The 25,428-nt window shown below is 46.1% G+C and carries 29 protein-coding genes, 2 tRNA genes and 3 pseudogenes; 17 read left to right on the forward strand and 17 right to left on the reverse strand.

Going from position 1 to position 25,428, the window contains the following annotated elements:
- Both HFV01_RS04115 and HFV01_RS04120 read right to left on the reverse strand, forming a co-directional pair.
- Window positions 1–831 (reverse strand): tetratricopeptide repeat protein, encoded by an 831-nt coding sequence (locus tag HFV01_RS04115; RefSeq protein WP_006669825.1) that lies wholly within the window; start codon window positions 829–831, stop codon window positions 1–3.
- A gap of 61 nt (window positions 832–892) precedes the next feature.
- Window positions 893–1,498 (reverse strand): hypothetical protein, encoded by a 606-nt coding sequence (locus HFV01_RS04120; protein ID WP_006623836.1) that lies wholly within the window; start codon window positions 1,496–1,498, stop codon window positions 893–895.
- A gap of 119 nt (window positions 1,499–1,617) precedes the next feature.
- Between HFV01_RS04120 and HFV01_RS04125 the strand changes: the two genes are divergently transcribed.
- Window positions 1,618–1,702: transfer RNA gene (locus HFV01_RS04125), tRNA-Ser, on the forward strand.
- Between the two features lie 269 nt (window positions 1,703–1,971).
- Here the strand turns inward: HFV01_RS04125 and HFV01_RS04130 are convergent.
- Together HFV01_RS04130 and HFV01_RS04135 are read right to left on the reverse strand one after the other, a co-directional pair.
- Complete coding sequence (locus HFV01_RS04130; protein WP_006623837.1) at window positions 1,972–2,313, reverse strand: hypothetical protein; 342 nt, start codon at window positions 2,311–2,313, stop codon at window positions 1,972–1,974.
- A 523-nt stretch (window positions 2,314–2,836) separates the two neighbouring features.
- Window positions 2,837–3,007, reverse strand: coding sequence for a ribbon-helix-helix domain-containing protein (locus HFV01_RS04135; protein ID WP_006623838.1), 171 nt, complete (start codon window positions 3,005–3,007; stop codon window positions 2,837–2,839).
- A gap of 117 nt (window positions 3,008–3,124) precedes the next feature.
- Here HFV01_RS04135 and HFV01_RS04140 point away from each other — a divergent pair, with 117 nt between their 5' ends.
- The 10 genes from HFV01_RS04140 to HFV01_RS30150 all read left to right on the forward strand — a co-directional run bounded on the left by HFV01_RS04140 (window position 3,125) and on the right by HFV01_RS30150 (window position 8,840).
- Window positions 3,125–4,051 carry a hypothetical protein gene (locus HFV01_RS04140; RefSeq protein ID WP_006623839.1) on the forward strand — a complete coding sequence of 309 codons (927 nt, stop codon included), beginning with the start codon at window positions 3,125–3,127 and terminating at the stop codon, window positions 4,049–4,051.
- Entirely contained in the window at window positions 4,048–4,206 is a 159-nt protein-coding gene (locus HFV01_RS04145) for a hypothetical protein (protein ID WP_006623840.1), read from the forward strand. Before HFV01_RS04140 ends, HFV01_RS04145 begins: the two co-directional genes overlap by 4 nt.
- Window positions 4,203–4,406: a hypothetical protein gene (locus tag HFV01_RS04150; RefSeq protein ID WP_006669822.1), complete on the forward strand. Its 204-nt coding sequence runs from the start codon at window positions 4,203–4,205 to the stop codon at window positions 4,404–4,406. The genes HFV01_RS04145 and HFV01_RS04150 overlap by 4 nt, the downstream gene beginning before the upstream one ends.
- 89 nt (window positions 4,407–4,495) lie before the next feature.
- Window positions 4,496–4,981, forward strand: coding sequence for a hypothetical protein (locus HFV01_RS04155; protein ID WP_006623842.1), 486 nt, complete (start codon window positions 4,496–4,498; stop codon window positions 4,979–4,981).
- Window positions 4,982–5,037: 56 nt separating this feature from the next.
- Window positions 5,038–5,298: a hypothetical protein gene (locus HFV01_RS04160; protein ID WP_006669821.1), complete on the forward strand. Its 261-nt coding sequence runs from the start codon at window positions 5,038–5,040 to the stop codon at window positions 5,296–5,298.
- A complete protein-coding gene (locus HFV01_RS04165; RefSeq protein ID WP_111890736.1) occupies window positions 5,289–5,885 on the forward strand; it encodes a hypothetical protein in 597 nt (198 codons plus the stop codon). The genes HFV01_RS04160 and HFV01_RS04165 overlap by 10 nt, the downstream gene beginning before the upstream one ends.
- A gap of 60 nt (window positions 5,886–5,945) precedes the next feature.
- Window positions 5,946–6,820 (forward strand): IS630 family transposase gene (locus HFV01_RS04170; RefSeq protein ID WP_155839132.1). Its coding sequence is split into 2 segments (ribosomal slippage): window positions 5,946–6,273 and window positions 6,273–6,820, totalling 876 coding nucleotides; the frame shifts between segments, so codons are not numbered across the junction.
- A 738-nt stretch (window positions 6,821–7,558) separates the two neighbouring features.
- Window positions 7,559–8,032, forward strand: coding sequence for a c-type cytochrome (locus tag HFV01_RS04175; RefSeq protein WP_006623847.1), 474 nt, complete (start codon window positions 7,559–7,561; stop codon window positions 8,030–8,032).
- A gap of 70 nt (window positions 8,033–8,102) precedes the next feature.
- A tRNA-Thr gene (locus HFV01_RS04180) sits at window positions 8,103–8,174 on the forward strand.
- 543 nt (window positions 8,175–8,717) lie between these two features.
- Window positions 8,718–8,840, forward strand: a complete 123-nt coding sequence (locus tag HFV01_RS30150) for a hypothetical protein (protein WP_280949139.1) — start codon at window positions 8,718–8,720, stop codon at window positions 8,838–8,840.
- Between the two features lie 191 nt (window positions 8,841–9,031).
- Here the strand turns inward: HFV01_RS30150 and HFV01_RS04185 are convergent.
- Window positions 9,032–9,908 (reverse strand): IS630-like element ISAtsp1 family transposase gene (locus tag HFV01_RS04185; protein WP_108614731.1). Its coding sequence is split into 2 segments (ribosomal slippage): window positions 9,032–9,217 and window positions 9,219–9,908, totalling 876 coding nucleotides; the frame shifts between segments, so codons are not numbered across the junction.
- Between the two features lie 2 nt (window positions 9,909–9,910).
- On the opposite strand from HFV01_RS04185, the gene HFV01_RS04190 reads away from it, so the two are divergent.
- Window positions 9,911–10,321 carry an HD domain-containing protein gene (locus HFV01_RS04190; protein ID WP_006623850.1) on the forward strand — a complete coding sequence of 137 codons (411 nt, stop codon included), beginning with the start codon at window positions 9,911–9,913 and terminating at the stop codon, window positions 10,319–10,321.
- An 85-nt stretch (window positions 10,322–10,406) separates the two neighbouring features.
- On the opposite strand, the gene HFV01_RS04195 is transcribed toward HFV01_RS04190, so the two are convergent.
- Together HFV01_RS04195 and HFV01_RS04200 are read right to left on the reverse strand one after the other, a co-directional pair.
- A complete protein-coding gene (locus HFV01_RS04195; RefSeq protein ID WP_006623851.1) occupies window positions 10,407–11,711 on the reverse strand; it encodes a RuBisCO small subunit-like domain-containing protein in 1,305 nt (434 codons plus the stop codon).
- Window positions 11,712–11,857: 146 nt separating this feature from the next.
- On the reverse strand, window positions 11,858–12,751 hold the full coding sequence (locus tag HFV01_RS04200; protein ID WP_006669814.1) for an RNA-guided endonuclease InsQ/TnpB family protein: 894 nt from the start codon (window positions 12,749–12,751) through the stop codon (window positions 11,858–11,860).
- 1 nt (window position 12,752) lies between these two features.
- Between HFV01_RS04200 and HFV01_RS04205 the strand changes: the two are divergent.
- Window positions 12,753–13,646: pseudogene (locus HFV01_RS04205) on the forward strand (IS630 family transposase).
- Here the strand turns inward: HFV01_RS04205 and HFV01_RS04210 are convergent.
- A complete protein-coding gene (locus HFV01_RS04210; protein ID WP_006669812.1) occupies window positions 13,630–14,022 on the reverse strand; it encodes a recombinase family protein in 393 nt (130 codons plus the stop codon). The pseudogene HFV01_RS04205 and the gene HFV01_RS04210 sit on opposite strands and share 17 nt — an antisense overlap.
- 367 nt (window positions 14,023–14,389) lie before the next feature.
- Here HFV01_RS04210 and hemC point away from each other — a divergent pair, with 367 nt between their 5' ends.
- Both hemC and HFV01_RS04220 read left to right on the forward strand, forming a co-directional pair.
- Entirely contained in the window at window positions 14,390–15,358 is a 969-nt protein-coding gene (gene hemC / locus HFV01_RS04215; protein WP_006623856.1) for a hydroxymethylbilane synthase, read from the forward strand.
- A gap of 23 nt (window positions 15,359–15,381) precedes the next feature.
- Window positions 15,382–16,068, forward strand: coding sequence for a glycoside hydrolase family 108 protein (locus HFV01_RS04220; protein ID WP_006623857.1), 687 nt, complete (start codon window positions 15,382–15,384; stop codon window positions 16,066–16,068).
- A 179-nt stretch (window positions 16,069–16,247) separates the two neighbouring features.
- On the opposite strand, the pseudogene HFV01_RS04225 reads toward HFV01_RS04220, so the two are convergent.
- A pseudogene (locus HFV01_RS04225) lies at window positions 16,248–16,742 on the reverse strand (site-specific integrase); the annotation flags it as partial.
- Window positions 16,649–16,933, reverse strand: coding sequence for a hypothetical protein (locus HFV01_RS30155; protein WP_006669811.1), 285 nt, complete (start codon window positions 16,931–16,933; stop codon window positions 16,649–16,651). The pseudogene HFV01_RS04225 and the gene HFV01_RS30155, both read right to left, overlap by 94 nt.
- Window positions 16,934–17,046: 113 nt before the next feature.
- Here HFV01_RS30155 and HFV01_RS04230 point away from each other — a divergent pair, with 113 nt between their 5' ends.
- The gene (locus HFV01_RS04230; protein ID WP_006669810.1) at window positions 17,047–17,922 is read left to right on the forward strand and encodes an IS630 family transposase; all 876 of its coding nucleotides are present in this window, start codon (window positions 17,047–17,049) and stop codon (window positions 17,920–17,922) included.
- A gap of 297 nt (window positions 17,923–18,219) precedes the next feature.
- Here HFV01_RS04230 and HFV01_RS04235 read toward each other — a convergent pair whose 3' ends face one another.
- The 7 genes and pseudogenes from HFV01_RS04235 to HFV01_RS04265 all read right to left on the reverse strand — a co-directional run bounded on the left by HFV01_RS04235 (window position 18,220) and on the right by HFV01_RS04265 (window position 23,225).
- On the reverse strand, window positions 18,220–18,357 hold the full coding sequence (locus HFV01_RS04235; RefSeq protein WP_008048975.1) for a hypothetical protein: 138 nt from the start codon (window positions 18,355–18,357) through the stop codon (window positions 18,220–18,222).
- Window positions 18,358–19,078: 721 nt separating this feature from the next.
- Window positions 19,079–19,285 (reverse strand): hypothetical protein, encoded by a 207-nt coding sequence (locus HFV01_RS04240; RefSeq protein ID WP_006669809.1) that lies wholly within the window; start codon window positions 19,283–19,285, stop codon window positions 19,079–19,081.
- Between the two features lie 153 nt (window positions 19,286–19,438).
- Window positions 19,439–20,316: pseudogene (locus tag HFV01_RS04245) on the reverse strand (IS630-like element ISAtsp1 family transposase).
- Window positions 20,317–20,499: 183 nt separating this feature from the next.
- Window positions 20,500–21,105 carry a superoxide dismutase gene (locus HFV01_RS04250; protein WP_006615995.1) on the reverse strand — a complete coding sequence of 202 codons (606 nt, stop codon included), beginning with the start codon at window positions 21,103–21,105 and terminating at the stop codon, window positions 20,500–20,502.
- 322 nt (window positions 21,106–21,427) lie between these two features.
- Window positions 21,428–22,609, reverse strand: a complete 1,182-nt coding sequence (locus HFV01_RS04255) for a DUF58 domain-containing protein (protein ID WP_006623864.1) — start codon at window positions 22,607–22,609, stop codon at window positions 21,428–21,430.
- Window positions 22,576–22,794, reverse strand: a complete 219-nt coding sequence (locus tag HFV01_RS04260; RefSeq protein WP_006623865.1) for a hypothetical protein — start codon at window positions 22,792–22,794, stop codon at window positions 22,576–22,578. Before HFV01_RS04260 ends, HFV01_RS04255 begins: the two co-directional genes overlap by 34 nt.
- A gap of 233 nt (window positions 22,795–23,027) precedes the next feature.
- Window positions 23,028–23,225, reverse strand: a complete 198-nt coding sequence (locus tag HFV01_RS04265; protein WP_193521354.1) for a hypothetical protein — start codon at window positions 23,223–23,225, stop codon at window positions 23,028–23,030.
- Window positions 23,226–23,519: 294 nt separating this feature from the next.
- Here HFV01_RS04265 and ltrA point away from each other — a divergent pair, with 294 nt between their 5' ends.
- Window positions 23,520–25,331 (forward strand): group II intron reverse transcriptase/maturase, encoded by a 1,812-nt coding sequence (gene ltrA / locus HFV01_RS04270; RefSeq protein ID WP_193520857.1) that lies wholly within the window; start codon window positions 23,520–23,522, stop codon window positions 25,329–25,331.
- The last annotated feature ends 97 nt before the right edge of the window (window positions 25,332–25,428 follow it).

Below are 25,428 nucleotides of genomic sequence, written 5' to 3' on the forward strand. Positions count from 1 at the left end.
CTATTTGAGATTCAAAAATCTGTCTAAGGCTGCCACCAAAGCGGGAGGCCAACGACGGATATTAGCTACCCAATCAATATCTCGATAACGGGGGTCTAATCCAATGGCTGCTACCCAATTACTTTCGGCTTCCCCTATTTTACCACTATCCCACAAACAGGCGGTTAAAGCTGCCCGCATATCGGCAAAATTGGGGTATTTCCGAATCAGATTTTTGATGTTGCGGATAGCTTCTTTAGTCTCACCAGTCTGATACAAAGCCAGGGCGTAGTTAGCCCTAGCAAAAGCATAGTTAGGGTCTAATTCCGCCGCCTGGAAATAGTCGGCGATCGCCGCTTCCCAGTTTTCTTGTCCGGCTTCCGCATTACCTCGATTATTATAGGCGATCGCATCAGAGGGACTTAACTCTAAAGTCCGATTATAATCAGCGATCGCATCAGACCAACGCCCCAAACCCTCATAAGCCACTCCCCGGTTAAGGTAAGGGTCCGCAGCCGTCGGCGCTAATTCAATAGCCCGGTTATAGTCCCCTATGGCTTCCGTGAGGCGGTTTTGGCTAACTCGGATATTACCTCGGTTACTCCACATAGCCGGGTTATCCGGGTAACGATTAATAATTTCAGTCCAGTAATTCTCAGCTTCCGCAAACCGTCCCGCTTGGCTAGTCGCAAAAGCCCTCTCTAGTAGTTCATCCAATGATAAAGTAGAGATTTCCGCTACCGTTTCCCCCACGGTGTCAGTAGCAGCCCAGGCTAAATTATATGGCGATACTACCCCTAGCCATAGCCAGCAAAATACCACGGTTAGAAAAAGTATCAATCGGCGCATCATCAAAAAAAAGCCACAACAATCTGAAATTATACCGAAGTTAGCCACATATTGACCAGCTACGTCAGACTTTTACCCATAGCGCCAACCCTCCCCCTCGACCTCTGGCGGCGATGAAGTTTTCTTGAATTAGGAAATAGGCAAAAAAAGCCTGGTCTTTAACTAGGCGTTGATAAAAACTTTCCTCGCTAGTTTTCCCCCCACGAATATAGTTATCATAAAGTTTTATCCCCACGGCTTCCACGGCTAGACGGGTAAAATCAAAAGCCAGAATATCATTTTTGTCCAAAAACTTAGCCGGACCGCTAACAGTTAATGTCATTAGTCCGACTTGGATTTTGTTTTCGATTCTACCAGCTTCAAAGGTTTGGCGATCGCCGCTTTCCACCCCCGAAACTGGGGAATAGTTTAATAATACACTAACTAAGCCCGGCAGATAACGACCCGGCCCCATAATCACCCCTGCTTTAGCGCGAGTTTTTTTGGTTCCGGTAATGAAATATAATTGCCAACACCCACACAAACTCTCGAAGGGGTGCGGTTTCCGATTTTGGCGACCCGCCTTTTCCGCCGCCAATAAAGCATTAACCACCTGGTCAGGAGAAAGGCGATCGCCCCGAGATTTTAGCGATCGCGCCGTTTGGTCTAGGATGTCCAGATATTCAGCCAAGGTTCTGATTTCATCAAGATATGATAATTATCTCTTATATCATTTATTCGCATACCAAGACAAACTGATGGCTAATCTCAGCAGCTTTATGTTATAATAGTCAATGCTCACATCCCCTTGGAGAGGTGGCAGAGTGGTCGATCGCGCTCGACTTGAAATCGAGTGAGCCGCAAGGTTCCGTGGGTTCAAATCCCACCCTCTCCGTTGTTTCAGCCCCTAAACAAATACTTTTGGCTATAATTTGGCTATAATTTGGCTATAAATTTAGGCGATTATAGCCAAAACAATTTTTCAAAAAATCACCCCCCCGCCCCCATCCACAAAATATAATCCGTTCCTTATATATGCGTTAGCCAAACGGATTGCTATTGTACAGTGGTTAAATTTTGGGGCTAGATACAAAACACAGCCAACCTGTACCATGTCGCCTCCAAAACTGCCATAATATCAATGTACATTGATACATGAGAAGATTAACGGGAGCCTTTTTGTGTCAATTTGACATCAACTCCTAACAGCGTCAGAGCCTTGGTAATCTCCAATTTGATCGCGCCTCCATTGCCAGCCTTCATTTTTGTAGCAGCCAGGAGGATATCAATTATCTGTTGGCGACTCTGATCAGACAGAAGCTCACCGACTGCCTGGTGGTTGCCATTACTGTTTGCTGGCTTCTCAATCACATCACCCTGATCCAAACGATGAGCGATCGCCAATAGTTCATCTGCAAATACATCAGGAACTCGGATCGCGCGGGTCGGGGTGTTGATCCATTTGGGTTGTTTTAAACCACTGGTATCAGGATTGTAGTTGGCCATAATCATCCTATACATCTATCATTGTACATTGATAATGCTATCATTGTACATTGATAGCAGTCAAGTAGGCGATCGCACTTTGCGCCCTATTGTCCAATAATCTGGCCATATATTAGCCCCTTGCCTTAGATGATTACTATATCAATGTACATTGATAACCCGATAGGCGATCGCCTCAACCCTAAACCCACCAATCGCCAACAATCATCCTGTCCCCATCAACCCGTCAAGAGTAGGCCCAAAATATAAAACGGGCCATTTTTTTGTACAGCCAGTAATGGATTGAAAAAAAATCACAAATTTTTATTTTTGGGTGTCCTGCCTGTCCACTGTGGCTGTAACTGCTATAGCAAGGGAGTTACAAGGTGGACACCCAGAAAAAATTCTGCCTGTCCTCTGCCTGTCTGCCTGTCCGCTTCTGTTGGACAAAAAAATACCCGACCTGGTGCGATCGGGGGTTGGTGATTGTGTATTGATTGAACCTGCTATTAGAGAAACGCCCGCACAGACAAGGAGTGGGTGTTCAAATTTCACCTTTGTTCTTGGCTTCCTCAATTTCCAACTGCAACAGGCGGCGGATAAGGCTTGAAAGAGATCTTTGTCTCTTCTCTGCCAATTTTTTACCCTCTTCTAACATCTGTTCATCCAGGTAAACCTGTAGCTTTGGCTTGTTGCTAGGCACTGTGGCAGTCATATAGGTGTTACTCCAATTCTACTCTTGCTCAAAAAAATATGCTAGGGGTATTTACAGAGCATTCACTTTTATGTTACAGTTAATTTACCGAAAGGTCAAACACAAAATAACCCACTGGTGTCAGCCGCCAAGCAAGCCACCAGTGGGTCTGAAAACCCCTTTACAGGAGTAACTATGACTTTAGCAGAACTTAAAGCTAATGCGATCGCCCTAGGATTGTCAAAAGATGATATCCGCCAGTTTGGCGACCTGCGGTCAAAATCCACTTGGGAAGCCGCTATTGCCCAAGCCGAATCCGAAGCCGTACCAGAGGCCGAGCCTATCCCCGAATTTTTGCCAAACCAGGCTATGGTCAACCCCTTACATCAGGTTGAATCCGACCCCACCCAACAGCCAGAAAATCAATGTACATTGAAAGAATCGGAGAATCATTGCCGCTACCAACAAGATGTAATTTTGGTTACAGGGGCCTGTGATGGTATTGAGGAAGTTATTAGCTCTGGTGCTGACATTAAAGAGGCGAAACACATTGCCGATCAAGTTAAGTTAACTTTTGGGCAGCAAATCATAATCCGAGAGTTTGATGGTAGTGGTCAGATGTTCTACCGTCGCCACGATGATGAGGTTGACCCCGACATCCTGCCCGAACTCAAGGATAAAGACGATCGCTTTGATTGTTGGAGCCCATGGATGAAAGTAGGCGCTAAATTTACTACACCCCGGGGAAACCGCTTTACCATTGTTGGTTTTGACAAGTGGGGGAACTGTCACGCGATCGCCGATGGGGATGAGGAAACCCAAACCTTTCGGCTTAGTCATCTGATTCAGTACACCCCAGAAGCTGACGATGATACCCGTGACGAAATTATTGAAAAATTCCGCCAAGCCGGGGTATCCGATGCCGATATTGCTGAATTGAACGCCGCGCCCCTTTGCGTTACCGGAGCCGCAGTCGTTTTGGGTTTTCTGGAAGGCTTACTTGAGCCAATCCCTGCCACTGGTGTAGTTGTTGGTTTGGTGTTGAGTTTTTTCGCCCTGGGGTGAGGGATGCCGGATGGGTGGGGTTCAAGGCTTCCCTAACTGCCATGGCGATCGCTCTCCTGTGGCTAGGATTCTGGCTAGGGACTGGTGATCTGAGAATCCCCCCCTTTACCCTCACTGTAGATATTGCCAACCCCAACACAGAGCAACAGAAATGAACCCTAAATATGGGCAAATCAAACAGTTAGCCATGAAATTGTATTGTTTCATGCTTTCCCATCCTGAGACGATACCACTTAAATCCGAGTCGGTGCGCCGCCATATTGCAGCACTCTGTTTTGATGCCGCCGCCGATTTCTTGGCAGTCCAAGACCAGTGGATTGAGGAACAAGAATCCTCAGAAAAATCCGGCAATTAACACTTGATAAAAAATGCGATTGCCACGCGAGTGAGGGTGGCTGCCCGTTATCACCAAGCCTGTTAACCATTAGTTAGGAGCAATAAACCATGATTGGATTTCTCAGAGGCGACGATGTAAAAGGTGGAGCGATCGCACCCGTAGAGGGTCAGCATAGCAACCTTGACAAAGGGTCGGTTTTTGTCACCAGCCCGAACGGCATCACTCCCGACAACCCCGGTAGTTGGGAACATTTCCGTTTCGCTCCCGTGCTTGACCGTCCCCGTGTCCTTGATCCGGCCGAAGCCGATGCCCTCACCGACCTGGCTGATGAATCCGATAAGCACGTTGTCAGTACCCGCAAAGGATACCGAGCCTTAAAGCGACTAGATAACAATAGCCGCAAGGTCAACGAATCTTATGAGAAACTCCGTCGCCATCAGGCTGGAAATGAACACAAGATCCAATCGGCTAAACACGATTCTGCCAAATACCTGCACGGATTGCGACCTAAATATGCACGTTTAGGGCAGGGTCTGGAAAAGTCTGCACAACTGGCTGACCAGAAAATTAACGCCCTGATGTCTACTCTGTAATCCCATAAAAATGCCCCCATCATTGGGGGCAAAAATGCTAAAGGAAAGTGAGCAGAATGATTCAATTGTACAGAATTCTTGGATTGATTTTGTTATTTGGTGCTAGTGCTTCCACTGTATCACTGTTGGCTGTTAGCTACCAAAGTTTCCGCCTCCCGGCTTTCTGGCTTGCCTTAATTGCCGCCAGCATCTTGGGTGCAATGGGGGCGATCGCTTACTATCACAAAGGTAAATCTGAGGAATGGTGGCAGTGGTTAGTTTTTGCGATCGCTGTGGCTGCCGTTCTAATTATTGGGGGTGCAATCCAGTGGACGTAATTAATCCCAGCGCCAATAATCAAGCCATTCGGAGCAATTGGAGATTGTTAAACGGCATATCAGTCTTAATAGCAGTTACTGCTACACCAGTTTGGTTTTTTACGCCCTTCCTCACCCATCAAAATACCCTAAGATGGTTATCTATTGGCTATGGTATGGGGGGCGGTGCCGGATTACTCTTAACCAGTAATGAATTAGCCAAACTCAAACCAAAAATTACCGCATTAAATAAACAAGAGGAGGCAGACTTTAAGCATTCGGTCGCCAGTTCACTGTATTTAACTCAGCAGACTAACCAGGCAATTGCCGAGTTCCTAAATTTTCAGAGACATGACTCCCTTTATGCCCAACCAGAACTGCTAGAGTCCGCAGTATATGGGGAGTTAAGCGAGTTACCAGAAAAGTTAGAAAGTTCTGAGTTAGCTAGTCAGTTTGAACTTACCGAACTTTCTAAACTTGCCGAACGCTATCGCCAAGCCGTATTAGATGCCTTGGATAAAGGAGTAATAGAATCCAAGATTATCAAAGACATAATAGGGTTAGGCGGTGCTAAATATTCCAAGGGCCGTGCTGTACTTGAGTTATAGCACAAGACAGGAAAGTTAGGACGTATAATGGAGAGGACGAGATGACTAAGAAGACCCAAAATGCCAGCCCCCTATAGTTACGACCTCAGACAAAAAGTTATTGATGCAATTGAACTAGACGGTATGCCCAAAACAGAAGCCAGTCAAGTTTTCCATGTCAGCCGGAACACCATTAATCTCTGGCTGCAAAGAAAAGCACAGACCGGAGACTTCCTCCCTAAACCTAATCACCCACCTGGCAATAACCACAAAATTACCGACTGGCAAAAATTCAAGGCTTTTGCCCAAGAGCATGGCCACAAAACCTCCGCTCAGATGGCTGAACTTTGGGATGACGACATCTCTCCTCGCACCATATCCAGAGCCTTGAAGAAAATTGGCTTCACCAGAAAAAAACTTACGGCTACCAAGAACGTGATGAGCAACAGCGAGAGGAGTTTATGGCTCAGATTGAACAGATGGAGCCGGAAGGGTTGGTTTACCTCGATGAAGCTGGCATCAATAGTCAAGACTCGGATTATCCTTATGGTTACTGTGAGCAAGGACAACGCTTCCATGTCCTCAAATCCGGGAAGAGGCAGGGCAGGGTGAGCATGATTGTGGCATGGTGTCATCAACAACTCTTAGCCCCCTTTACCTTTGAGGGTTGTTGTAATCGGACAGTGTTTGAGTTGTGGTTGGAGTTCATCTTAATTCCAACACTGAAGCCAGGTCAGACTCTAGTGCTAGACAATGCAACGTTTCATAAAGGGGGACGGATTCCTGAGCTAGTGGAGGCGGCTCAATGCCGTTTGCTCTATCTACCACCTTATTCGCCAGACCTCAACAAGATAGAGACATGTTGGTCGTGGTTGAAAGCCCGCATTCGCCACTGCATTGAGCAGTTTGATTCTCTCCATGATGCCATGGATTCCGTTCTCAAAGCTGCGTCCTAACCACCTTGACTAATGCTATAACTTCCCCATCAAAACAGTTTGTTTGATGACCTTGAGTTCCCTGCCTTGTTTGGGGGTTCAATCCAAACGTTGGGACGTATAAACAGTTATGGGGAATGGTTCGAGGCTCCGACCTCTTATCCAGACTCAGGGCTGGCTTCCCCACTAGGAGGTGATTTCAGGCATAACAGCCTTATTTGGTCTCCTAAAGATTTCGCACTCTCTACTCATTGTTATCATGGGGTCATAACTTCCCCATCAAAACAGTTTGTTTGATGACCTTGAGTTCCCTGCCTTGTTTGGGGGTTCAATCCAAACGTTGGGACGTATAAACAGTTATGGGGAATGGTTCGAGGCTCCGACCTCTTATCCAGACTCGGGGCTGGCTTCCCAACTAGGAGGTGATTTCAGGGATCACAGCCTTATTTGGTCTCCTCAACATTTCGCACTCTCTACTCCCTGATTTCTCAGTTTGTTTATGACCTTGAGTTCCCTGCCTTGCTTAGATTTCTCCAAGCGTCGGGACATATAAAGAGTTATGGGGATGGTCAGAAACGAGCTTCTTATATCCAACCAAGGGATTGGATTCCCAACTAGGAGGTGATTTCAGGCATTACAGCCTTGTTTAGTCTCCTAAACGTCTCGCACCTTCCGAAACATTATACCGCATGGCCCGTAAATGTTGAATTAATCTTGGATTAAATTTAGCTCTGACAGATTCCACCGATAAATTCCACCTTGAGCGATCGCCACTTGCCCTCAACCCAGGAAAGTATTAAGCTGTACAGTGAACAAGTAAAGTTTTTTGTAGATTCGTGTATTCGTGTAGCTTTGGATAACCATATTGCCAACACTCATATAACCGAGATCATCCAGCGAGTGGCTTTGGTTGCCCTAGGGCTGATGGTGGTTATTCTCCTCTGGGTCTGGGGAGTCAGTTCCGTGAAAATTTCCGATCCCTACATTCAAAAAGTGTTGTCACTAACCGGAGACCCAACCCGAGGACACGCTATTTTTGAGATGAACTGTGCGGGATGTCATGTTAGCCAAGTCGAACATCAAATCGGTCCAAACCTGGAGGACATTTCCCAACGAAAATCACAAATTAGTATTATTCAACAGGTCGTTAGTGGCAAAACCCCTCCCATGCCTCAGTTTCAGCCTAATCCTCAAGAAATGGCAGATTTATTAAATTATTTGGAACAAATTTAGAAAACTATGATATACTAAGAAAACGTGGGTCGGTTGAGTGGTTGAAATCATCATTCCAGCTTTACCCCAAGCCAGTATAGCTCAGTGGTAGAGCATCCGCCTTGTAAGCGGACGGTCATCGGTTCAAGTCCGATTACTGGCTTTTTTTGAAAAAGACTGGGTAGGGGTCGAGAGGGAAGTCGCCTTCCCCCACTCCCATTCAAAACCGTGCTTGATACTTTCGCATCACACGGCTCCTGATGTAGATACCCCTTGGCAACGGGAACAGGGTTACCAACCCCTGCTTTTGTACTTCAACTTTTGGAGCTAAATACAACATCGTAGTGTTTAAACTCGCTTTCGCCGTTAAACTCCTGTTGATTGCAGTAACTATATCTACACCGTGACTAGTGGGCATATCCTAACCATTACAATTAGGCCTTGGCTTTCAGTCACATCCCTTCCCCTTAAAGGCATACGATTACACTTTCACTACTCAACAAGATGTACTTGTCGAGAGCCTAAAAGGGGTTTAAACGTTCCGTTTATACGGGCATTCCATCTTTAGATTTGTCCTTTCCACCGGGGTACATTAAAGGTCTGTGCACAACTTTCGTTGCTTCTGGGTAGTATATAAAAACTCCCACTTTTCCCCATGTTCTTTTGAACGCAGCGTATCAACCTGTTTCGCTGCCCAATGGTTACGATGGTTCAAGCCGGACATTCGGTTTCCCTAATCATGGATGGTTGGCAGTGGTCGCGTCTTGGTAGTAGGTTCTACCTCACGCCTTCCGTTCCCCGCTTCAATCTGACGGGTTGTGAATCCTAAAACTGGGGGTGGCTATCGCCGTTACTCTCAACTTCCTGCTATACTAGGTGGGTCGTGCGAGACGTTTAGGAGTGAAATAGGGCTGCAATGCCTGAAATAACTTCCTAGTGGGACTTTCACCCCTTGGTGAAATATAAGGGACTCGTACCCTGACCATCCCATAACTGTTTATATAGCATTAGTCAAGGTGGTTAGGACGCAGCTTTGAGAACGGAATCCATGGCATCATGGAGAGAATCAAACTGCTCAATGCAGTGGCGAATACGGGCTTTCAGCCACGACCAACATTTCTCTATCTTGTTGAGGTCTGGCGAATAAGGTGGTAGATAGAGTAAACGGCATTGAGCTGCCTCCACCAGTTCAGCAATCCGCCCCCCATTTATGAAACGTTGCATTGTCCAATACTAGAGTCTGACCTGGCTTCAATGTTGGAATTAAGATGAACTCCAACCACAACTCAAACACTGTCCGATTACAACAACCCTCAAAGCTAAAGGGAGCTAAGAGTTGTTGATGACACCATGCGGCTATCATACTTACCCTGCCCTGCCTCTTCCCTGATTTGAGTGCATGGAAGCGTTTTCCTTCCTCGCAGTAACCATAAGGGTAATCCGAGTCCTGACTATTCATGCCGGCTTCATCGAGGTAGACCACTTCTTCCGGCTCCATCTGTTCAATCTGAGCCATAAACTCCTCTCGCTGTTGCTTCCAACGTTCTTGGTAGCCGTAAGTTTTTTTTCTGGTGAAGCCAATTTTCTTCAAGGCTCTGGATATGGTGCGAGGAGAGATGTCGTCATCCCAAAGTTCAGCCATTTGAGCTGCTGTTTTGTCGCCATGCTCTTGGGCAAAAGCCTTGAATTTATGCCAGTCGGTAATTTTGTGGTTATTGCCAGGTCGGTGATTAGGTTTAGGGAGGAAGTCTCCGGTCTGTGCTTTTCTTTGCAGCCAGAGATTAATGGTGTTCCGGCTGACATGGAAAACTTGACTGGCTTCTGTTTTGGGCATACCGTCTAGTTCAATTGCATCAATAACTTTTTGTCTGAGGTCGTAACTATAGGGGGCTGGCATTTTTGGTCTTCTTAGTCATCTCATCCTCTCCATTATACGTCCTAACTTTCCTGTCTTGTGCTATACAACCCACCCCCATAGCCGATCTATCCATACGCCAACAATATTTTCTATTTGCTAATGTGGGGGAATTTTTCCCCGCCTTAGTAGTCCTGTCCATAGCCGCCGGAGCATCCCTACAGGAGTTTACTACCCTAATTAACCATTATCTGAATCCCGATGATGCGATCGCTCACCCCCAACCCGTCATTAGCGGGAAACTCTTAATGGCAAAATTGGGACTCTCTCCCAGTCCCTTATTAGGGGATCTACTCCAAGAGATACAAATTGCTAAGGCTGAGGGTCAAATATCCACCAGTGAAGATGCCATAGCGATCGCATCCCAGAAAATGCTTGAATTGAACCCACCCTAACTAGGGGTTGTAGCTGTTATTGTGGCTTCTAAGACTTTAATTAGGGGTGTGTCCCGGCGGACATTTCACCCCTACTTTTATGGTTTTAGGGACGCTGAATGATGGTTTCCACCACACGCCGCCGCTGTTTGGGGTCAATGCCTAACAGTCGCACATAGTCCTTTGGGTGTTGACTTAGGCAATTTTCCACAGAAGCGATCGCCTCGGGGATACCGCCATCAATAATAGCACAACTTTTCCAGGAACCCGTCTTAAAGTGACGCTGATCAGCATATTCCAAACCAATTTGATAACCCCCTGACCGGATTTTTTGCACCTGTTCCAAAACATCTAAACTCAGCTTACTGCTGACAGTTTGACCGTCAATAAAAGTAGTTGAACTGCTACTATCTCCCTGCCAATTAGAGGGACCTAAATCATCAAAAGCATGGGGAGGCATGACCGGGTTATAGGGAAGGTGTGGTTGATTAATCGGTTGAGGATTGCGGTTAATTGGCTGAGAATTAACCGTGCGGAATTGGTTATATTCTTCCACCAAGCGTAGTTTCTGGATTTGCTGCTGTTCTTCTACCATAGCACGCCCAGACTCGATCAGGTGTTGAAGACTAAAATCAGGCTGAGGAAGTTCGGGGGGTTTGTCGACACTATTAACTAGGCGGCGCGAGATTTTATCTAAGCCTTGATGATAGATAAACTCGCGGATTTGTTCGTCATAAATACGCGATCGCATAGCACTAAAGAAATCAATCGCCTGTCCGGTAAAATCATCAACCAATTTGATAATCTGACTATCCGAGAGTGAATCATCAGCAAAAATTCCCCGCACAATAGCAATGCGATCCTCCCGGCTAGGTTCCCAATAAAACTTATCCATCCGACCATCGCGAATTAAAGGGGCGTAGAGGGTAGAGAAATCATTTCCCGTTATAATAATCGGAATCCGATGTAATGGGGTTTCATCATAACTTCCGGGTAATTGCACATTAGTAGGATTGTCGGCAATATTCATTAGTGTAGCATTAACTAATTGAGTGTTAACCGTGTATTGAGTTCCTGAGTCAAACCTGCCAGCCCCGGCATCAAAATCATTAATAAAAATGGCGCACATTTGACCTTTTACCCGCACCTGTTCGGCCGCTTCCCGATACCGTAGCCGTAGCAGTCGGGAGGGATCTCCGGCATCAGGACTTTCTAATTCTCCCCCAGAAATCATCACGGGTTCAATTCCCATGGTCTTAAAGACAAGTTCACATTGGAAGGTTTTGCCTTCTCCCTTGCGTCCGTGTATTCCTAAAATTAGGGGAACTTTTATCCGGGGAATATCTAAAAAGTTTTTGGTAATATGGACGGAAACCTTATCAAGAAATCGAGGTGAAATGTAGTAAGACATAAATCTATTTTTGTGATAGTTATTAACCCAATTTTAGCGGGTTGGGTGCATCATAATCTCTCGCGAAAGGGCGGGTTGATTAATCTTCTGGCTCGTGGGGTCGGAACTAGCGCAGGGCTGCGATTCATATTATCGCCCTGATTCATTTAAGCTGAACATTCCTTAACATTGATTGACCATGCTCGGACTGTAACTATAACAATACCATCATTGCTGACAGTAAAGGAGGAATCCCTCAAAGCACGTAACATTATATTACGTGCGCCATTCGCATCTCTAGGTGTTTGACTACCACAGTGGGGACACTTATGTATCTTCGCACCACCTAGTTGGGCGTGGCGATGTCCACACGCTCCACAGGTTTTAGATGTGTGACTTTCGCCCACATCAAGCACCACGCAACCACGCTTTGCTGCCTGATGTTTTAGGATTAACTTAAAGCGATAATGCGCCCAAGTCAGCATACTTCTGACTGTTTTAGATCTAATTTTTCTTCTTGACTTGGCTACCATTTGGGAGGACTCGAAGCGAGGAAGAAAAATTAATCCATAGTTATTAGTCAGATAATGAGCTGTTTTTTTGTGTACTTCATCAATTAAGTTCCGAATCTTTTCTCGAATCCGATTAGCCGCTTTTCTCATTGAACGGCGTTGTTTAGCACTTACCTTAGTTGAACGGCTAATTAAATTATATTCGTGTTGACATAATCTCACGATTCGTCCCATGTCACCATTGCCAATTTCAATGACTTTATCGCCGTCATATCCGGTCAAAAAAGTTCTGACACCAGGATCTAAGGCAATTATTTTTGGGGAAGATGTATGCGTTGCGATTACGGGTTCAGGGAAAATAGCAAACCATAGGCCGCGCCGATAAACTAATTGAGTGCCGTACTCACATCTGACTGGTACTGGTTCACTTGCCTTAAACGATAGTGTTTTTGTTAACTTGCTGTACCATGTTCCTTTGGTGAAGTTATAGCACAAGACAGAACACTTAGGACGTATAATGGAGAGGACGAGATGACTAAGAAGACCCAAAATGCCAGCCCCCTATAGTTACGACCTCAGACAAAAAGTTATTGATGCCATTGAACTAGACGGTATGCCCAAAACAGAAGCCAGTCAAGTTTTCCATGTCAGCAGGAACACCATTAATCTCTGGCTGCAAAGAAAAGCACAGACCGGAGGCTTCCTCCCTAAACCTAATCACCCACCTGGCAATAACCACAAAATTACCGACTGGCATAAATTCAAGGCTTTTGCCCAAGAGCATGGCCACAAAACCTCCGCTCAAATGGCTGAACTTTGGGATGACGACATCTCTCCTCGCACCATATCCAGAGCCTTGAAGAAAATTGGCTTCACCAGAAAAAAAAACTTACGGCTACCAAGAACGTTGGAAGCAACAGCGAGAGGAGTTTATGGCTCAGATTGAACAGATGGAGCCACAAGAAGTGGTCTACCTCGATGAAGCCGGCATGAATAGTCAGGACTCGGATTACCCTTATGGTTACTGCGAGGAAGGAAAACGCTTCCATGCCCTCAAATCAGGGAAGAGGCAGGGCAGGGTGAGCTATATGGCCCCATGGTGTCATCAACAACTCTTAGCCCCCTTTACCTCTTAGCCCCCTTTACCTTTGAGGGTTGTTGTAATCGGACAGTGTTTGAGTTGTGGTTGGAGTTCATCTTAATTCCAACACTGAAGCCAGGTCAGACTCTAGTGCTAGACAATGCAACGTTTCATAAAGGGGGACGGATTCCTGAGCTAGTGGAGGCGGCTCAATGCCGTTTGCTCTATCTACCACCTTATTCGCCAGACCTCAACAAGATAGAGAAATGTTGGTCGTGGTTGAAAGCCCGCATTCGCCATTGTATTGAGCAGTTTGATTCTCTCCATGATGCCATGGATTCCGTTCTCAAAACTGCGTCCTAACCACCTTGACTAATGCTATAAATCCGACATCGCCTTTACGGACTCGCTCCCAAATGGCTCTAAGTCCTTTTCTTTGGAAATTAAGACCACTGGCGATATCAGTGACGAGCTCGGCGTTGGGGTAGACCTCGAGTAACTTTGCAACTTGGCGCGCGAGGTCTGCTTTTTGTCCGCGACTTGAAACGCGGGCATAAGCGATAATTGCCCGTTGCGTTCTCTCGTTTGATGAGACCGTGTAGGAGGCAATATCATATCGTCTCTGCCCTGATGGTGTCCTGAGCGCTTGAATTTTGCCGTTTTTTTCCCATCTTCTTAAAGTATGTAAACATACACCAAAGTATTGAGCCGTTTCACTTGGGGATGTATATTTCGGCATTTAGCTCGCTTGCTGTGTACTTATCTAGCTTAGACTGATTGTTGAGTATTGTAAAGCAATGTTCAGTTAATTTGCTAACAGGACGTAACTCTCCGACTCCCCCAGCCCTCTAGGTAGGGGGAACCATGATTGTCCCATTACCATTGTGATTGTGTCCCCGATGGGGTAGGCTAGATCGAGTGCAACTAACCGAACTAATATTTATTTTAGAGAGCGATCGCACAATTGATGTCAGCCACTAAGTCTAACCAGCCGGGACAAGACTGGCTAAGTTAACATTCCCCCAAAAGGGCGCTGTGGAGAGGAACATCAATTTCAACATTAAACCGTTCTAATCAGGACGGGGTTTCAGAGTCAAGGAGTTTCGATGACAACATCTGTATCTGCCCAAACCCGTACCATTCGCATTGCTTCACGCAAAAGCCAACTCGCCCTAGTTCAAACTTACTGGGTTCAGGAAGAACTACAAAAGCGCTTTCCTGATATCAAGTTTGAAGTTCATACCATGTCCACCCAGGGGGATAAAATCCTAGATGTAGCCCTAGCCAAAATTGGGGATAAGGGACTGTTCACCAAGGAACTAGAAGTGGGGATGCTTAACCATGATACTGATATGGCGGTGCATTCCCTCAAAGATTTACCAACAAACCTCCCAGAAGGTCTAATGCTGGGCTGTGTGACTGAACGGGAAGACCCCGCAGATGCTTTGGTAGTCCACGAAAACCATCGCGACAAACAACTAGACACTCTGCCACCCGGTGCGGTGGTCGGTACGTCTTCCCTGCGTCGTCTGGCACAACTACGCCACAATTTCCCGCATTTGGAATTTAAGGATATTCGCGGGAACCTGAACACGCGCCTGCAAAAATTGGATGAGGGTCAGTATGATGCGATAATTTTAGCAGTGGCTGGACTGAAACGGTTGGGAATGGCCGATCGCATTCACCAAGTCATTCCGGCTGAAATCTCTCTGCACGCGGTGGGACAGGGCGCTCTGGGTCTTGAATGCCGAGAGGGAGATACGGAAATTTTCGAGGTGGTTAAAGCCTTAGAACATACCGTCACAGCCCAAAGATGTCACAGTGAACGGGCATTTTTACGGGAATTAGAAGGGGGTTGTCAGGTTCCCATTGGTGTTAATACTATGGTGGAAGGCGATCGCCTAACTTTAACCGGAATGGTGGCTAGTTTGGACGGAAAACGCCTAATTAAAGATACAGTGACCGGACAGGCTAGTGACGCGGAACAGTTGGGGATTCAATTAGCCCACAAACTTAAACAACAGGGTGCTGAGGAAATTTTGGCGGAAATTTTTGCCGAAGTTCAGCGCAGTTAAACTTCACGCATGGGCGAGTAATTATGACACAATCTGATGAGAATTTTCAAATTGCCCTCAAATTTACCTTGAAATGGGAGGGCGGCGTTGGACACCCGGAAGACCTGGGAGGTGTGGTTAATTATGGCATCACCCAGGCGACCTACGACACCTATTTAAAAAATAAGGGTCAGGGGTCGAAATCGGTTAGGCAAATTACTCAGCCAGAGGTTGAAGAGGTTTATTATACGATGTACTGGCTACCGTCAAAGGCTGATTTAATGGTGTTACCTTTGGCGGTGGTTCAGTTTGATACGGCGGTTAATTTTAGTGTTCCCGGCAGTATTGAGTTTTTACAAGAAACTCTGGGAGGACTGACTGTAGATGGTCGCTTTGGACCGAAAAGCCAAGGGGTTCTCGAACAAAATAATAACCTGGAAACTGCCCAAAGATACTGTCAGGGTCGCATTGACTATCGCTACCAACGGGTTAAGACTAACCCTAGCCAACAGATATTTTTGGAGGGTTGGCTAAGACGCGATCGCGATTTATTGGGCTATGTTACCCAATTGGGCGGCGGTCAGGCTCCGGTTATTGATCCGCCCAAACCACCCAACACACCGAAACCACCCAACACAGAAACCCCGAAAGATTCGGAAATTATGGATAAACTCCAACAGGCGATCGCCCTTTTGCAAGAGGTAGCACAAAGCCTTAAACAAAAGGATTGACCTGTCTTGTGGGGGGCTGAAACAACGGAGAGGGTGAAATATTACCCCGAGAACCTTGCGGCTCACTCGATTTCAAGTCGGGACGGTATCAATACCCATTACCCTTATCCGTAAATGATTGTGGCGGTTTCTTGTGTCTGTAGGCTAAAAATTTATAGCCAAATTATAGCCAAATTGTCCTAAAGTTTGGGAATAGAAAGCCCCCGGTTTCGGCCTGCATAGTTTTGGTAAATAACTTGGGGTGAGTTGCCGACCCAAGCCGCAACGTCCTTAGCATCAATCCCGGCATCAAGACAGAGGGTGATAAAAGTGTGTCTCATTTGGTAGGGTTTCCGCTGCTTTATCCCCGATTGTTTGAGGACTGGGTGCCAGTGTCTTTTGCCAAAATCACCGTCTTGGATCGGCTTGCCCGTGATGCTGGGGAAAACTATTTCTGAATGGTTTTGCGATCGCGCCTCTCCGAGAATAGTTTGGACTTGTTCATTGCAGGGAAAATCGCGGCGCGTTTGACTCTTGAGGCCGTCGCAGCGCTTGCGCCCCCCTTCCCCGCGAACAATCACACTACTAAAAGTGATTTGACTTAGATCGGCAGCAACGTCTGACCATCGTAGAGCGATCGCCTCCGATGGGCGACACCCAGTGAAGAAACAGAAACGGACATACAAACTAAAATGGCTGTGAAGTGGATCCGAATCAAAACCCTGGATAATGCGATCGCGTTCGTTAGCCGTAAAAGGGTTAATCTCGTCAGAATCACTTGCTTTTTTAACCGATCAGCTTTAGCGCTTAAATCTTTAAATGGTGAGGGTTCGCTCACTAGCCTTTTTTCGATCGCCCACTTAAAACAAGCATTAAGTTGCGTCATCAACCGGGATGTGGTGTCAATTGTCAGGTTCTGAATAGCCCAATCAAATATAGCACCAGACAGGAAAGTTAGGACGTATAATGGAGAGGACGAGATGACTAAGAAGACCCAAAATGCCAGCCCCCTATAGTTACGACCTCAGACAAAAAGTTATTGATGCAATTGAACTAGACGGTATGCCCAAAACAGAAGCCAGTCAAGTTTTCCATGTCAGCCGGAACACCATTAATCTCTGGCTGCAAAGAAAAGCACAGACCGGAGACTTCCTCCCTAAACCTAATCACCCACCTGGCAATAACCACAAAATTACCGACTGGCATAAATTCAAGGCTTTTGCCCAAGAGCATGGCGACAAAACAGCAGCTCAAATGGCTGAACTTTGGGATGACGACATCTCTCCTCGCACCATATCCAGAGCCTTGAAGAAAATTGGCTTCACCAGAAAAAAAACTTACGGCTACCAAGAACGTGATGAGCAACAGCGAGAGGAGTTTATTGCTCAGATTGAACAGATGGAGCCACAAGAAGTGGTCTACCTCGATGAAGCCGGCATGAATAGTCAGGACTCGGATTACCCTTATGGTTACTGCGAGGAAGGAAAACGCTTCCATGCCCTCAAATCAGGGAAGAGGCAGGGCAGGGTGAGCTATATAGCCGCATGGTGTCATCAACAACTCTTAGCCCCCTTTACCTTTGAGGGTTGTTGTAATCGGACAGTGTTTGAGTTGTGGTTGGAGTTCATCTTAATTCCAACACTGAAGCCAGGTCAGACTCTAGTGCTAGACAATGCAACGTTTCATAAAGGGGGGCGGATTGCTGAACTGGTGGAGGCAGCTCAATGCCGTTTACTCTATCTTCCGCCTTATTCGCCAGACCTCAACAAGATAGAGAAATGTTGGTCGTGGTTGAAAGCCCGCATTCGCCATTGTATTGAGCAGTTTGATTCTCTCCATGATGCCATGGATTCTGTTCTCAAGGCTGCGTCCTAACCGTATTGACTAGTGCTATAGGTTGTATCTCGGAGCCTTCCGTTCCCCGCTTCAATCTGACGGGTTGTGATTCCTGAAACTGGGGGTGGCTACCGCCGTTACTCTCAACTTCCTGCTATACTAAATGGGTTCGTGCGAGACGTTGAGGAGTGAAATAGGGCTGCAATGCCTGAAATAACATCCCAGTGGGACTTCCACCCCTTGGTGGAATATAAGGGATTCGCCACCCTGACCATCCCATAACTGTTTATATGTCCCGACGCTTGGAGAAATCTAAGCAAGGCAGGGAACTCAAGGTCATAGACAAACTGAGAAATCAGGGAGTAGAGAGTAACGGCGGTAGCCACCCCCAGTTTTGGGAATCACAACCCCAGGATTGAAGCGGGGAACGGAAGGCGTGAAGTAGAACCCACTACCAGATGCGACCACTGCCAACCATCCATGACTAAGGAAATCTGAATGTTCCGACTTGAACCATCGTCATCAGTAAGTAGCGAAATAGGTTGACACGCTGCCCTCAAAAGAGTAAGGGGAAAAGTAGGAGTTTCAACTCACTACCTACACAGACCTTTAAAATTATCCCGGTGGATAGGACAAGTCTAAAGATGGAATGCCCGTATAAACGGAACGTTTAAACCCCTTTTAGGCTCTCGGCAGGATGTACCTGTGGAGTAGTGAAAAGTGTAAGCGTATACCTTTAAGGGGAAAGGATGTGACTGAAAGCTAATGCCTAACTGTAATGGTTAGGATATGCCCACTAGTCACGGTGTGGATATAGAGACTGCAATAAGTAAGGGTTTAATGGCGAAAGCGAGTTGAAAGACTAACGCAGACATATAGCTTTGAAAGTTGAAGTCATCAAGCGGGGGGTTGTAGCCCTGTTCCTACTGACAATAGGGTATCCACATCAGGAGCCGTGTGCTGGGAAACTCGCAAGCACGGTTTGGAATTGGAGTTGGGGAAGGCAACTTCCCTTTCGACCATAACATAACGTCCATCTTTCCAGCATTCTGTCTTGACCTTGAGTCTTCCTGCGTTGTCTGGTTGTCGAAGCCAGAGGTTGGGACACATAGATAGTTATGGGATGGTCAGGGTTACTTAGCTATCACATTAAGTCCCTTATATTCTACCAAGGGGTATAAGTCCCACGAGAAGGTTATTTCAGGCATCGCAGCCTTATTTTGTCTCCTAAACGTCTCGCACGCAATAGTAGGTTGTACCTAGTCCCGGACTTTTGTAGTTTGAGAGTCACTCCTTTGGGACATTCCCCCTTAAAGTCTTGATAGGCTTTCAGGAATCTAGCGCAACTCTCATCATAGTTACCCTTTCCCCCCACTGTAGGGAGTTTAGCGGCGTTACTCATTTTTTACTCACTTGTTACTCTACTACGGTTTTGAGTAACACCTAAGCAGCGGTAGAATAGGGGTTATAGGCTATGTATTAGGTTCAAGTCCGATTACTGGCTTTTTTTGCTGTCAGTGCGCCTGAGTCACTGATATAGCATTAGTCAAGGTGGTTAGGACGCAGCTTTGAGAACGGAATCCATGGCATCATGGAGAGAATCAAACTGCTCACGTGCAGTGGCGAATACGGGCTTTCAGCCACGACCAACATTTCTCTATCTTGTTGAGGTCTGGCGAATAAGGCGGAAGATAGAGTAAACGGCATTGAGCTGCCTCCACCAGTTCAGCAATCCGTCCCCCTTTATGAAACGTTGCATTGTCCAATACTAGAGTCTGACCTGGCTTCAATGTTGGAATTAAGATGAACTCCAACCACAACTCAAACACTGTCCGATGACAACAACCCTCAAAGCTAAAGGGAGCTAAGAGTTGTTGATGACACCATGCGGCTATCATACTTACCCTGCCCTGCCTCTTCCCTGATTTGAGTGCATGGAAGCGTTTTCCTTCCTCGCAGTAACCATAAGGGTAATCCGAGTCCTGACTATTCATGCCGGCTTCATCGAGGTAGACCACTTCTTCCGGCTCCATCTGTTCAATCTGAGCCATAAACTCCTCTCGCTGTTGCTCATCACGTTCTTGGTAGCCGTAAGTTTTTTTTTCTGGTGAAGCCAATTTTCTTCAAGGCTCTGGATATGGTGCGAGGAGAGATGTCGTCATCCCAAAGTTCAGCCATTTGAGCTGCTGTTTTGTCGCCATGCTCTTGGGCAAAAGCCTTGAATTTTTGCCAGTCGGTAATTTTGTGGTTATTGCCAGGTCGGTGATGAGGTTTAGGGAGGAAGTCTCCGGTCTGTGCTTTTCTTTGCAGCCAGAGATTAATGGTGTTCCGGCTGACATGGAAAACTTGACTGGCTTCTGTTTTGGGCATACCGTCTAGTTCAATGGCATCAATAACTTTTTGTCTGAGGTCGTAACTATAGGGGGCTGGCATTTTTGGTCTTCTTAGTCATCTCGTCCTCTCCATTATACGTCCTAAGTGTTCTGTCTTGTGCTATAAATAATCAAAAATTACCCGCCCCTCTCAACTGACCGCCCCCCAATATTGCCTTTGAGGGGGGGTACAGATTAAGCTAGAGCAGGTTAGCTAGGTTGGCTGAAAGGAATATCAAAGATATTAGCTGGCAGACGCGAGATTTTCAGCTACAAAGTCCCAGTTAACCAGATTTTCGATAAAGTTATCGATGAAACCTGGCCGCGCATTTTGGAAGTCCAGATAGTAGGCGTGTTCCCAAACATCGAGAGTTAGCAGGGGAGTTTTACCCTCAACCATGGGGTTAACAGCATTAGCAGTCTTGGTAACTTTCAGTGTGCCATTATCCAGGACTAGCCAAGCCCAACCACTACCGAACTGGGTAGCCGCTGCGTTCTTAAATTCTTGAATGAATGCGTCAAAGCTACCGAAATCTGCTTGAATCTTGTCAGCCAAAGCTCCTGTAGGTTGACCACCACCATTGGGCTTGAGGCACTTCCAGAAGAAACTGTGATTCCAGACTTGGGCAGCGTTATTAAATATACCAGACTTAGAAGGATCATTGTAAGTGGCTTTGATGATCTCTTCCAGGGACATATTAGCCATGTCTGTACCTTCAATAGCAGCATTAAGGTTTTTGACATAAGCTGCATGGTGCTTACCATGATGGTAGGATAGAGTATTAGCGGACATTTTGCTAGACTCTAGTGCATCCTGATCAAAAGGTAAACTGGGAAGTTCAAAAGCCATTGTGTTTTCTCCTCTCTCAAATATCTAGGCTTCTCGATTTGTCTTGAACGGGACAAATTTATGAGCGAGCCTACATAAAACTTTACAATATCCTGATCATATACCATCAACGGTCACTAAAACAAATCTAGTCGGGCTAACTTTGGTTTGTGAAGGTCTGCCCCCTCGGCTTATCTCCTACCCGGTGGCAGGTAAACCCCAGTATCTTGGTGCAATTAGTTTTGAGAATACCGCGCTTTAATGCCCATTTAGGGGATGGTTCTGCATTCAGGGATGATTCCCATCGGCTAACTTACTAAACCCGCCGGGCGGCTTGTCAAAGTCAATTATTTTGGGCCTGCAATTGTGGAACCAGAGGTTCAGCGGGATTAATCCTTACACCGGGACAGGGAGCGATCGCATCGGAGCCATATTGCATCCCCAACCCGGAGCGCGCGCCATGATTTTGTGGGGCAGGCAGTGGCCAAAGTAGCCAACGACTCTGAGGGGAAAGGCTCATGATACTGTCAGAATTTTGAGTAATCCAAATCAGTGGAACATCAGGGCGGTCAATGGTGCTATTAGATTGACCCGCAATAACCCCAGCCAAAACGGAGAGAACGCCCCAATTGCCTTCCACCAGTCCGTCGGAGGCAGTCCATAGCCGTACATTAAGTTGAGCGCGACGAGCGTAGAAATAAAGAGAAGCAGCCACAGAAACGGCGGTTTCAAAATCGGTATGGTCCCAAGAAAATGCACTATCAAGACAAATAACTACTTCCTGACCCCCAATAGCGACCTCCAATTCTCGGACTCGTAGATCCCCATAGCGAGCACTAGAACGCCAATGAATCAGTCTAGTAGGGTCGCCGATACGATAAGGGCGTAAAGTGCGAGTAATGCCTTCTGTGGCTTGATCAAGGCGAAAGCAAGAGTAAATCTCTGGACCTTGGTCTACTTCAATGCTATCAACAATAGGACAAGCAGTTAAAGGCAATACGGTGGGATAAACAATAGCTGTAGCAGGAACTTGGCGATCGCGACTACACCAAAATAACCCCAGGGGAGAAGCCGATCGCAGTCTCACCCCAGACCAATGGTAAATCCCCCGGCGTTTAGTAATACGGGAATATTTCCAGTGATAAACTTGTCCGGGTCCAATGACATCAATAGACTCCGAAGCATCTCCCAACTCTGTGGGGAGGCGATCGTAAATTTGAAATAGGGGACAAGATTTTTTCGACTGGTTTTCGATTTCCAGTTCAAAAGTGAGGCGCGAGCCCACACTGACCGGAGTAATAGGGTAGCGGCGAACCTGAAGGGGACGAAGACTCCGCCCTGGCAGAATTGCCGCGGCCAATAACAAAGCCAACCCCATACCACTAATCACATACAGCCACCCTGCCATAGTATTAGTAGCAGCCCCAAAGAAAAAAACCGTCAGAAACCCTAACAGCCAACCAGCATAAGCCGGAGTTACCCAGTTACGTTCTAACCAATTAGTAATTTTGCGTTTTGACCCCATAACATAATATCGCGCCGCTCACACCAGGATAACCAAAGTTCAACAAAAACTCCAGAAGTTTCCGGTTTCATCAGAAAAACTGGAAACAGTCTATAATTTTGGCGATCGCCCAACTGGCAAAAAAACCAAGAAGCCTCGCGCCTACTGGTTAGCTGAATGTCAATTTTGAGCAATTGGGCTAACATGAGATCCTCAATGCTATATTCTATGATTTGGTGCGAGACGTTTAGGAGTCAAATAAGGCTGCAATGCCTGAAATAACCTCCTAGTGGGACTTTCACCCCTTGGTGAAATATAAGGGACTCGTACCCTGACCATCCCATAACTGTTTATATGTCCCAACGTTTGGTATAGAAATATACAAAACAAGGCAGGGAACTCAAGGTCAAAACGCTAAATTGGAAATCTTAATGATTCCTTAACAATTGCGTTGAGAGTAACGGCGATAGCCACCCCCAGTTTTGGGAATCACAACCCCAGGATTGAAGCGGGGAACGGAAGGCGTGAAGTAGAACCTACTACCAAAAGCGACCACTGCCAACCATCCATGACTAAGGAAATCTGAATGTTCCGACTTGAACCACCGTAAAGAATAAGTAGCGAAACAGGTTGACACGCTGCGTTCAAAAGAATAAGGGGAAAAGTAGGGTAATTATATCAATACCTACACAGACCTTTAAAAGTACCCCGGTGGATAGGACAAGTCTAAAGATGGAATGCCCATATAAACGGAACGTTGTAAACCCTTTTAGGCTCTGATTATCTGGTCGAGATAGTCAGTAGTGAAAGTGTAAGCGCAAGCCTATTAGGGGGTGAGATGTGACCAGAAGCCAATGCCCAACTGTAATGGTAGGGATATGCTAACGGGTCACGGTTTGATTGTAAAGAATAGAGTCTAGTAGGAGTTACTATGACGAAAGCGAGTTTAAAGAAAGGGTTTGAGAAATCAAAGCCAATCAAGACTACGAATGTATGGAAACAAATTCCCTGGGCGAAAGTTCAGAGAAAAGTTTTCAAGCTCCAAAAGAGGATATTTCAAGCAGCTAAATCGGGACAGGACGCAAAAGCGAGAAGGTTGCAACGTCTATTGTGCAAATCATATTATGCCCGTCTACTAGCAGTACGGCGAGTGACCCAAGATAATCAAGGCAGGAAAACGGCTGGAGTCGATGGAATGAGAGCAATCTCACCAAGGCAAAGGTTTAAACTTGTTGAGAACATTAAAGGAAATCTCAAAGTAAAACCACTGCGAAGGGTGTGGATTCCAAAACCTGGTAGGGATGAAAAACGCCCTCTAGGAATACCCACAATCCAAGATAGAGCGAGGCAAGCCTTGGTTAAGTCGGCTCTCGAACCTGAATGGGAATCGAGATTTGAAGACACCAGCTATGGGTTTAGACCAGGCAGGTCTGCCCATGATGCAATATCCAGAATCTTTCAGAGTATCAACAAAGGAGGTTATTACGTTCTGGATGCAGATATAGCTAAATGTTTTGACCGAATAAACCATGATTACCTTCTGTCCAAAATTCATTGTCCAAGCAGTCTAAAAAGAGACCTGAAATCATGGCTCAAAGCAGGCGTGCTAGATAACGGTGTATTCGAGGATACAGAAGCAGGGACACCCCAAGGAGGGGTAATAAGTCCACTCCTAGCCAACATCGCACTGGATGGAATGGTTAGGCTCATAAAAACAATGTATCCAAATAAAGGAACAACCTTTCAGGTAAACCTCATAAGATACGCCGATGATTTTGTGGTCATATCCAAAGACCTAAGAATCATTGAACAGTGCAAAATTGCCATTTCCGAATGGCTAAAACCTGTAGGACTAGAAATTAAACCCGAAAAGACTCGAATTTGCCATACACTCAATCCTATTGAGTATAACGGCAAAACAGAAGTACCAGGATTTGATTTTCTAGGATTCAATATCAGGCAATATCCAGTAGGAAAATATAAATCTGGAAAAAGTGGGGGAAGAAGAAAAGGAGGCTTCCTATTTAACAAAACCCCACATAAAATGTTGGGTCTCAAAACCCACATCAAACCCAGTAAAAAAGCAGTTAAAGCCCATACAGAAGCGATAAAAGGTGTAATAAAACAACATAAAAAAGCACCTCAATCAGTCCTGATTAGTAAACTAAACCCAATCATAAGGGGATGGTCAAACTACTATTCAGGGGTCGTCTCATCAGAGACCTTCAATAAACTAGACCATATAACTTGGTCAATGTTACGGGCATGGACAGTATCAAGATGCGGAAAGGCAAATTACGAAAAGCTAGGAAACTACTTCCACAAAGGAACGGTTAAACTTAGCAATGGGAAAGAAAGACATGAAAATTGGTTATTCAAGACTAAGGATGGATACCAATTATGGAAACATAATTGGACTCCGATTGTCAGACACACCCTAATACGCCCAGACGCAACACCATACGACGGAAATTGGACTTACTGGGCAACCAGGAAAGGACAAGCAATCGAAACGTCAAACAGGGTAGCAAAACTACTCAAAAAGCAAAAGGGTAGGTGTACCTGGTGTGGACAGTATTTCGCACCATCGGATTTAGTTGAAGTAGACCACATTATACCTCGAAGCCAAGGTGGAAAGGATGAATATAAGAATCTTCAACTATTACACCGCCACTGTCACGATGATAAAACGGCGTTAGACAACGCCAATGCTGTATCCTTAACAATGGAACAGTCAGACTAGGAGCCGGATGAGGTGAAAGTCTCACGTCCGGTTTTGAATGGGAGGGGATGGAGGCGACTCCATTCTCGACCCCTACTAGCTAACAGGAGAAAAACTG

The organism is Limnospira fusiformis SAG 85.79, assembly GCF_012516315.1.
Lineage (GTDB): Bacteria > Cyanobacteriota > Cyanobacteriia > Cyanobacteriales > Microcoleaceae > Limnospira > Limnospira fusiformis.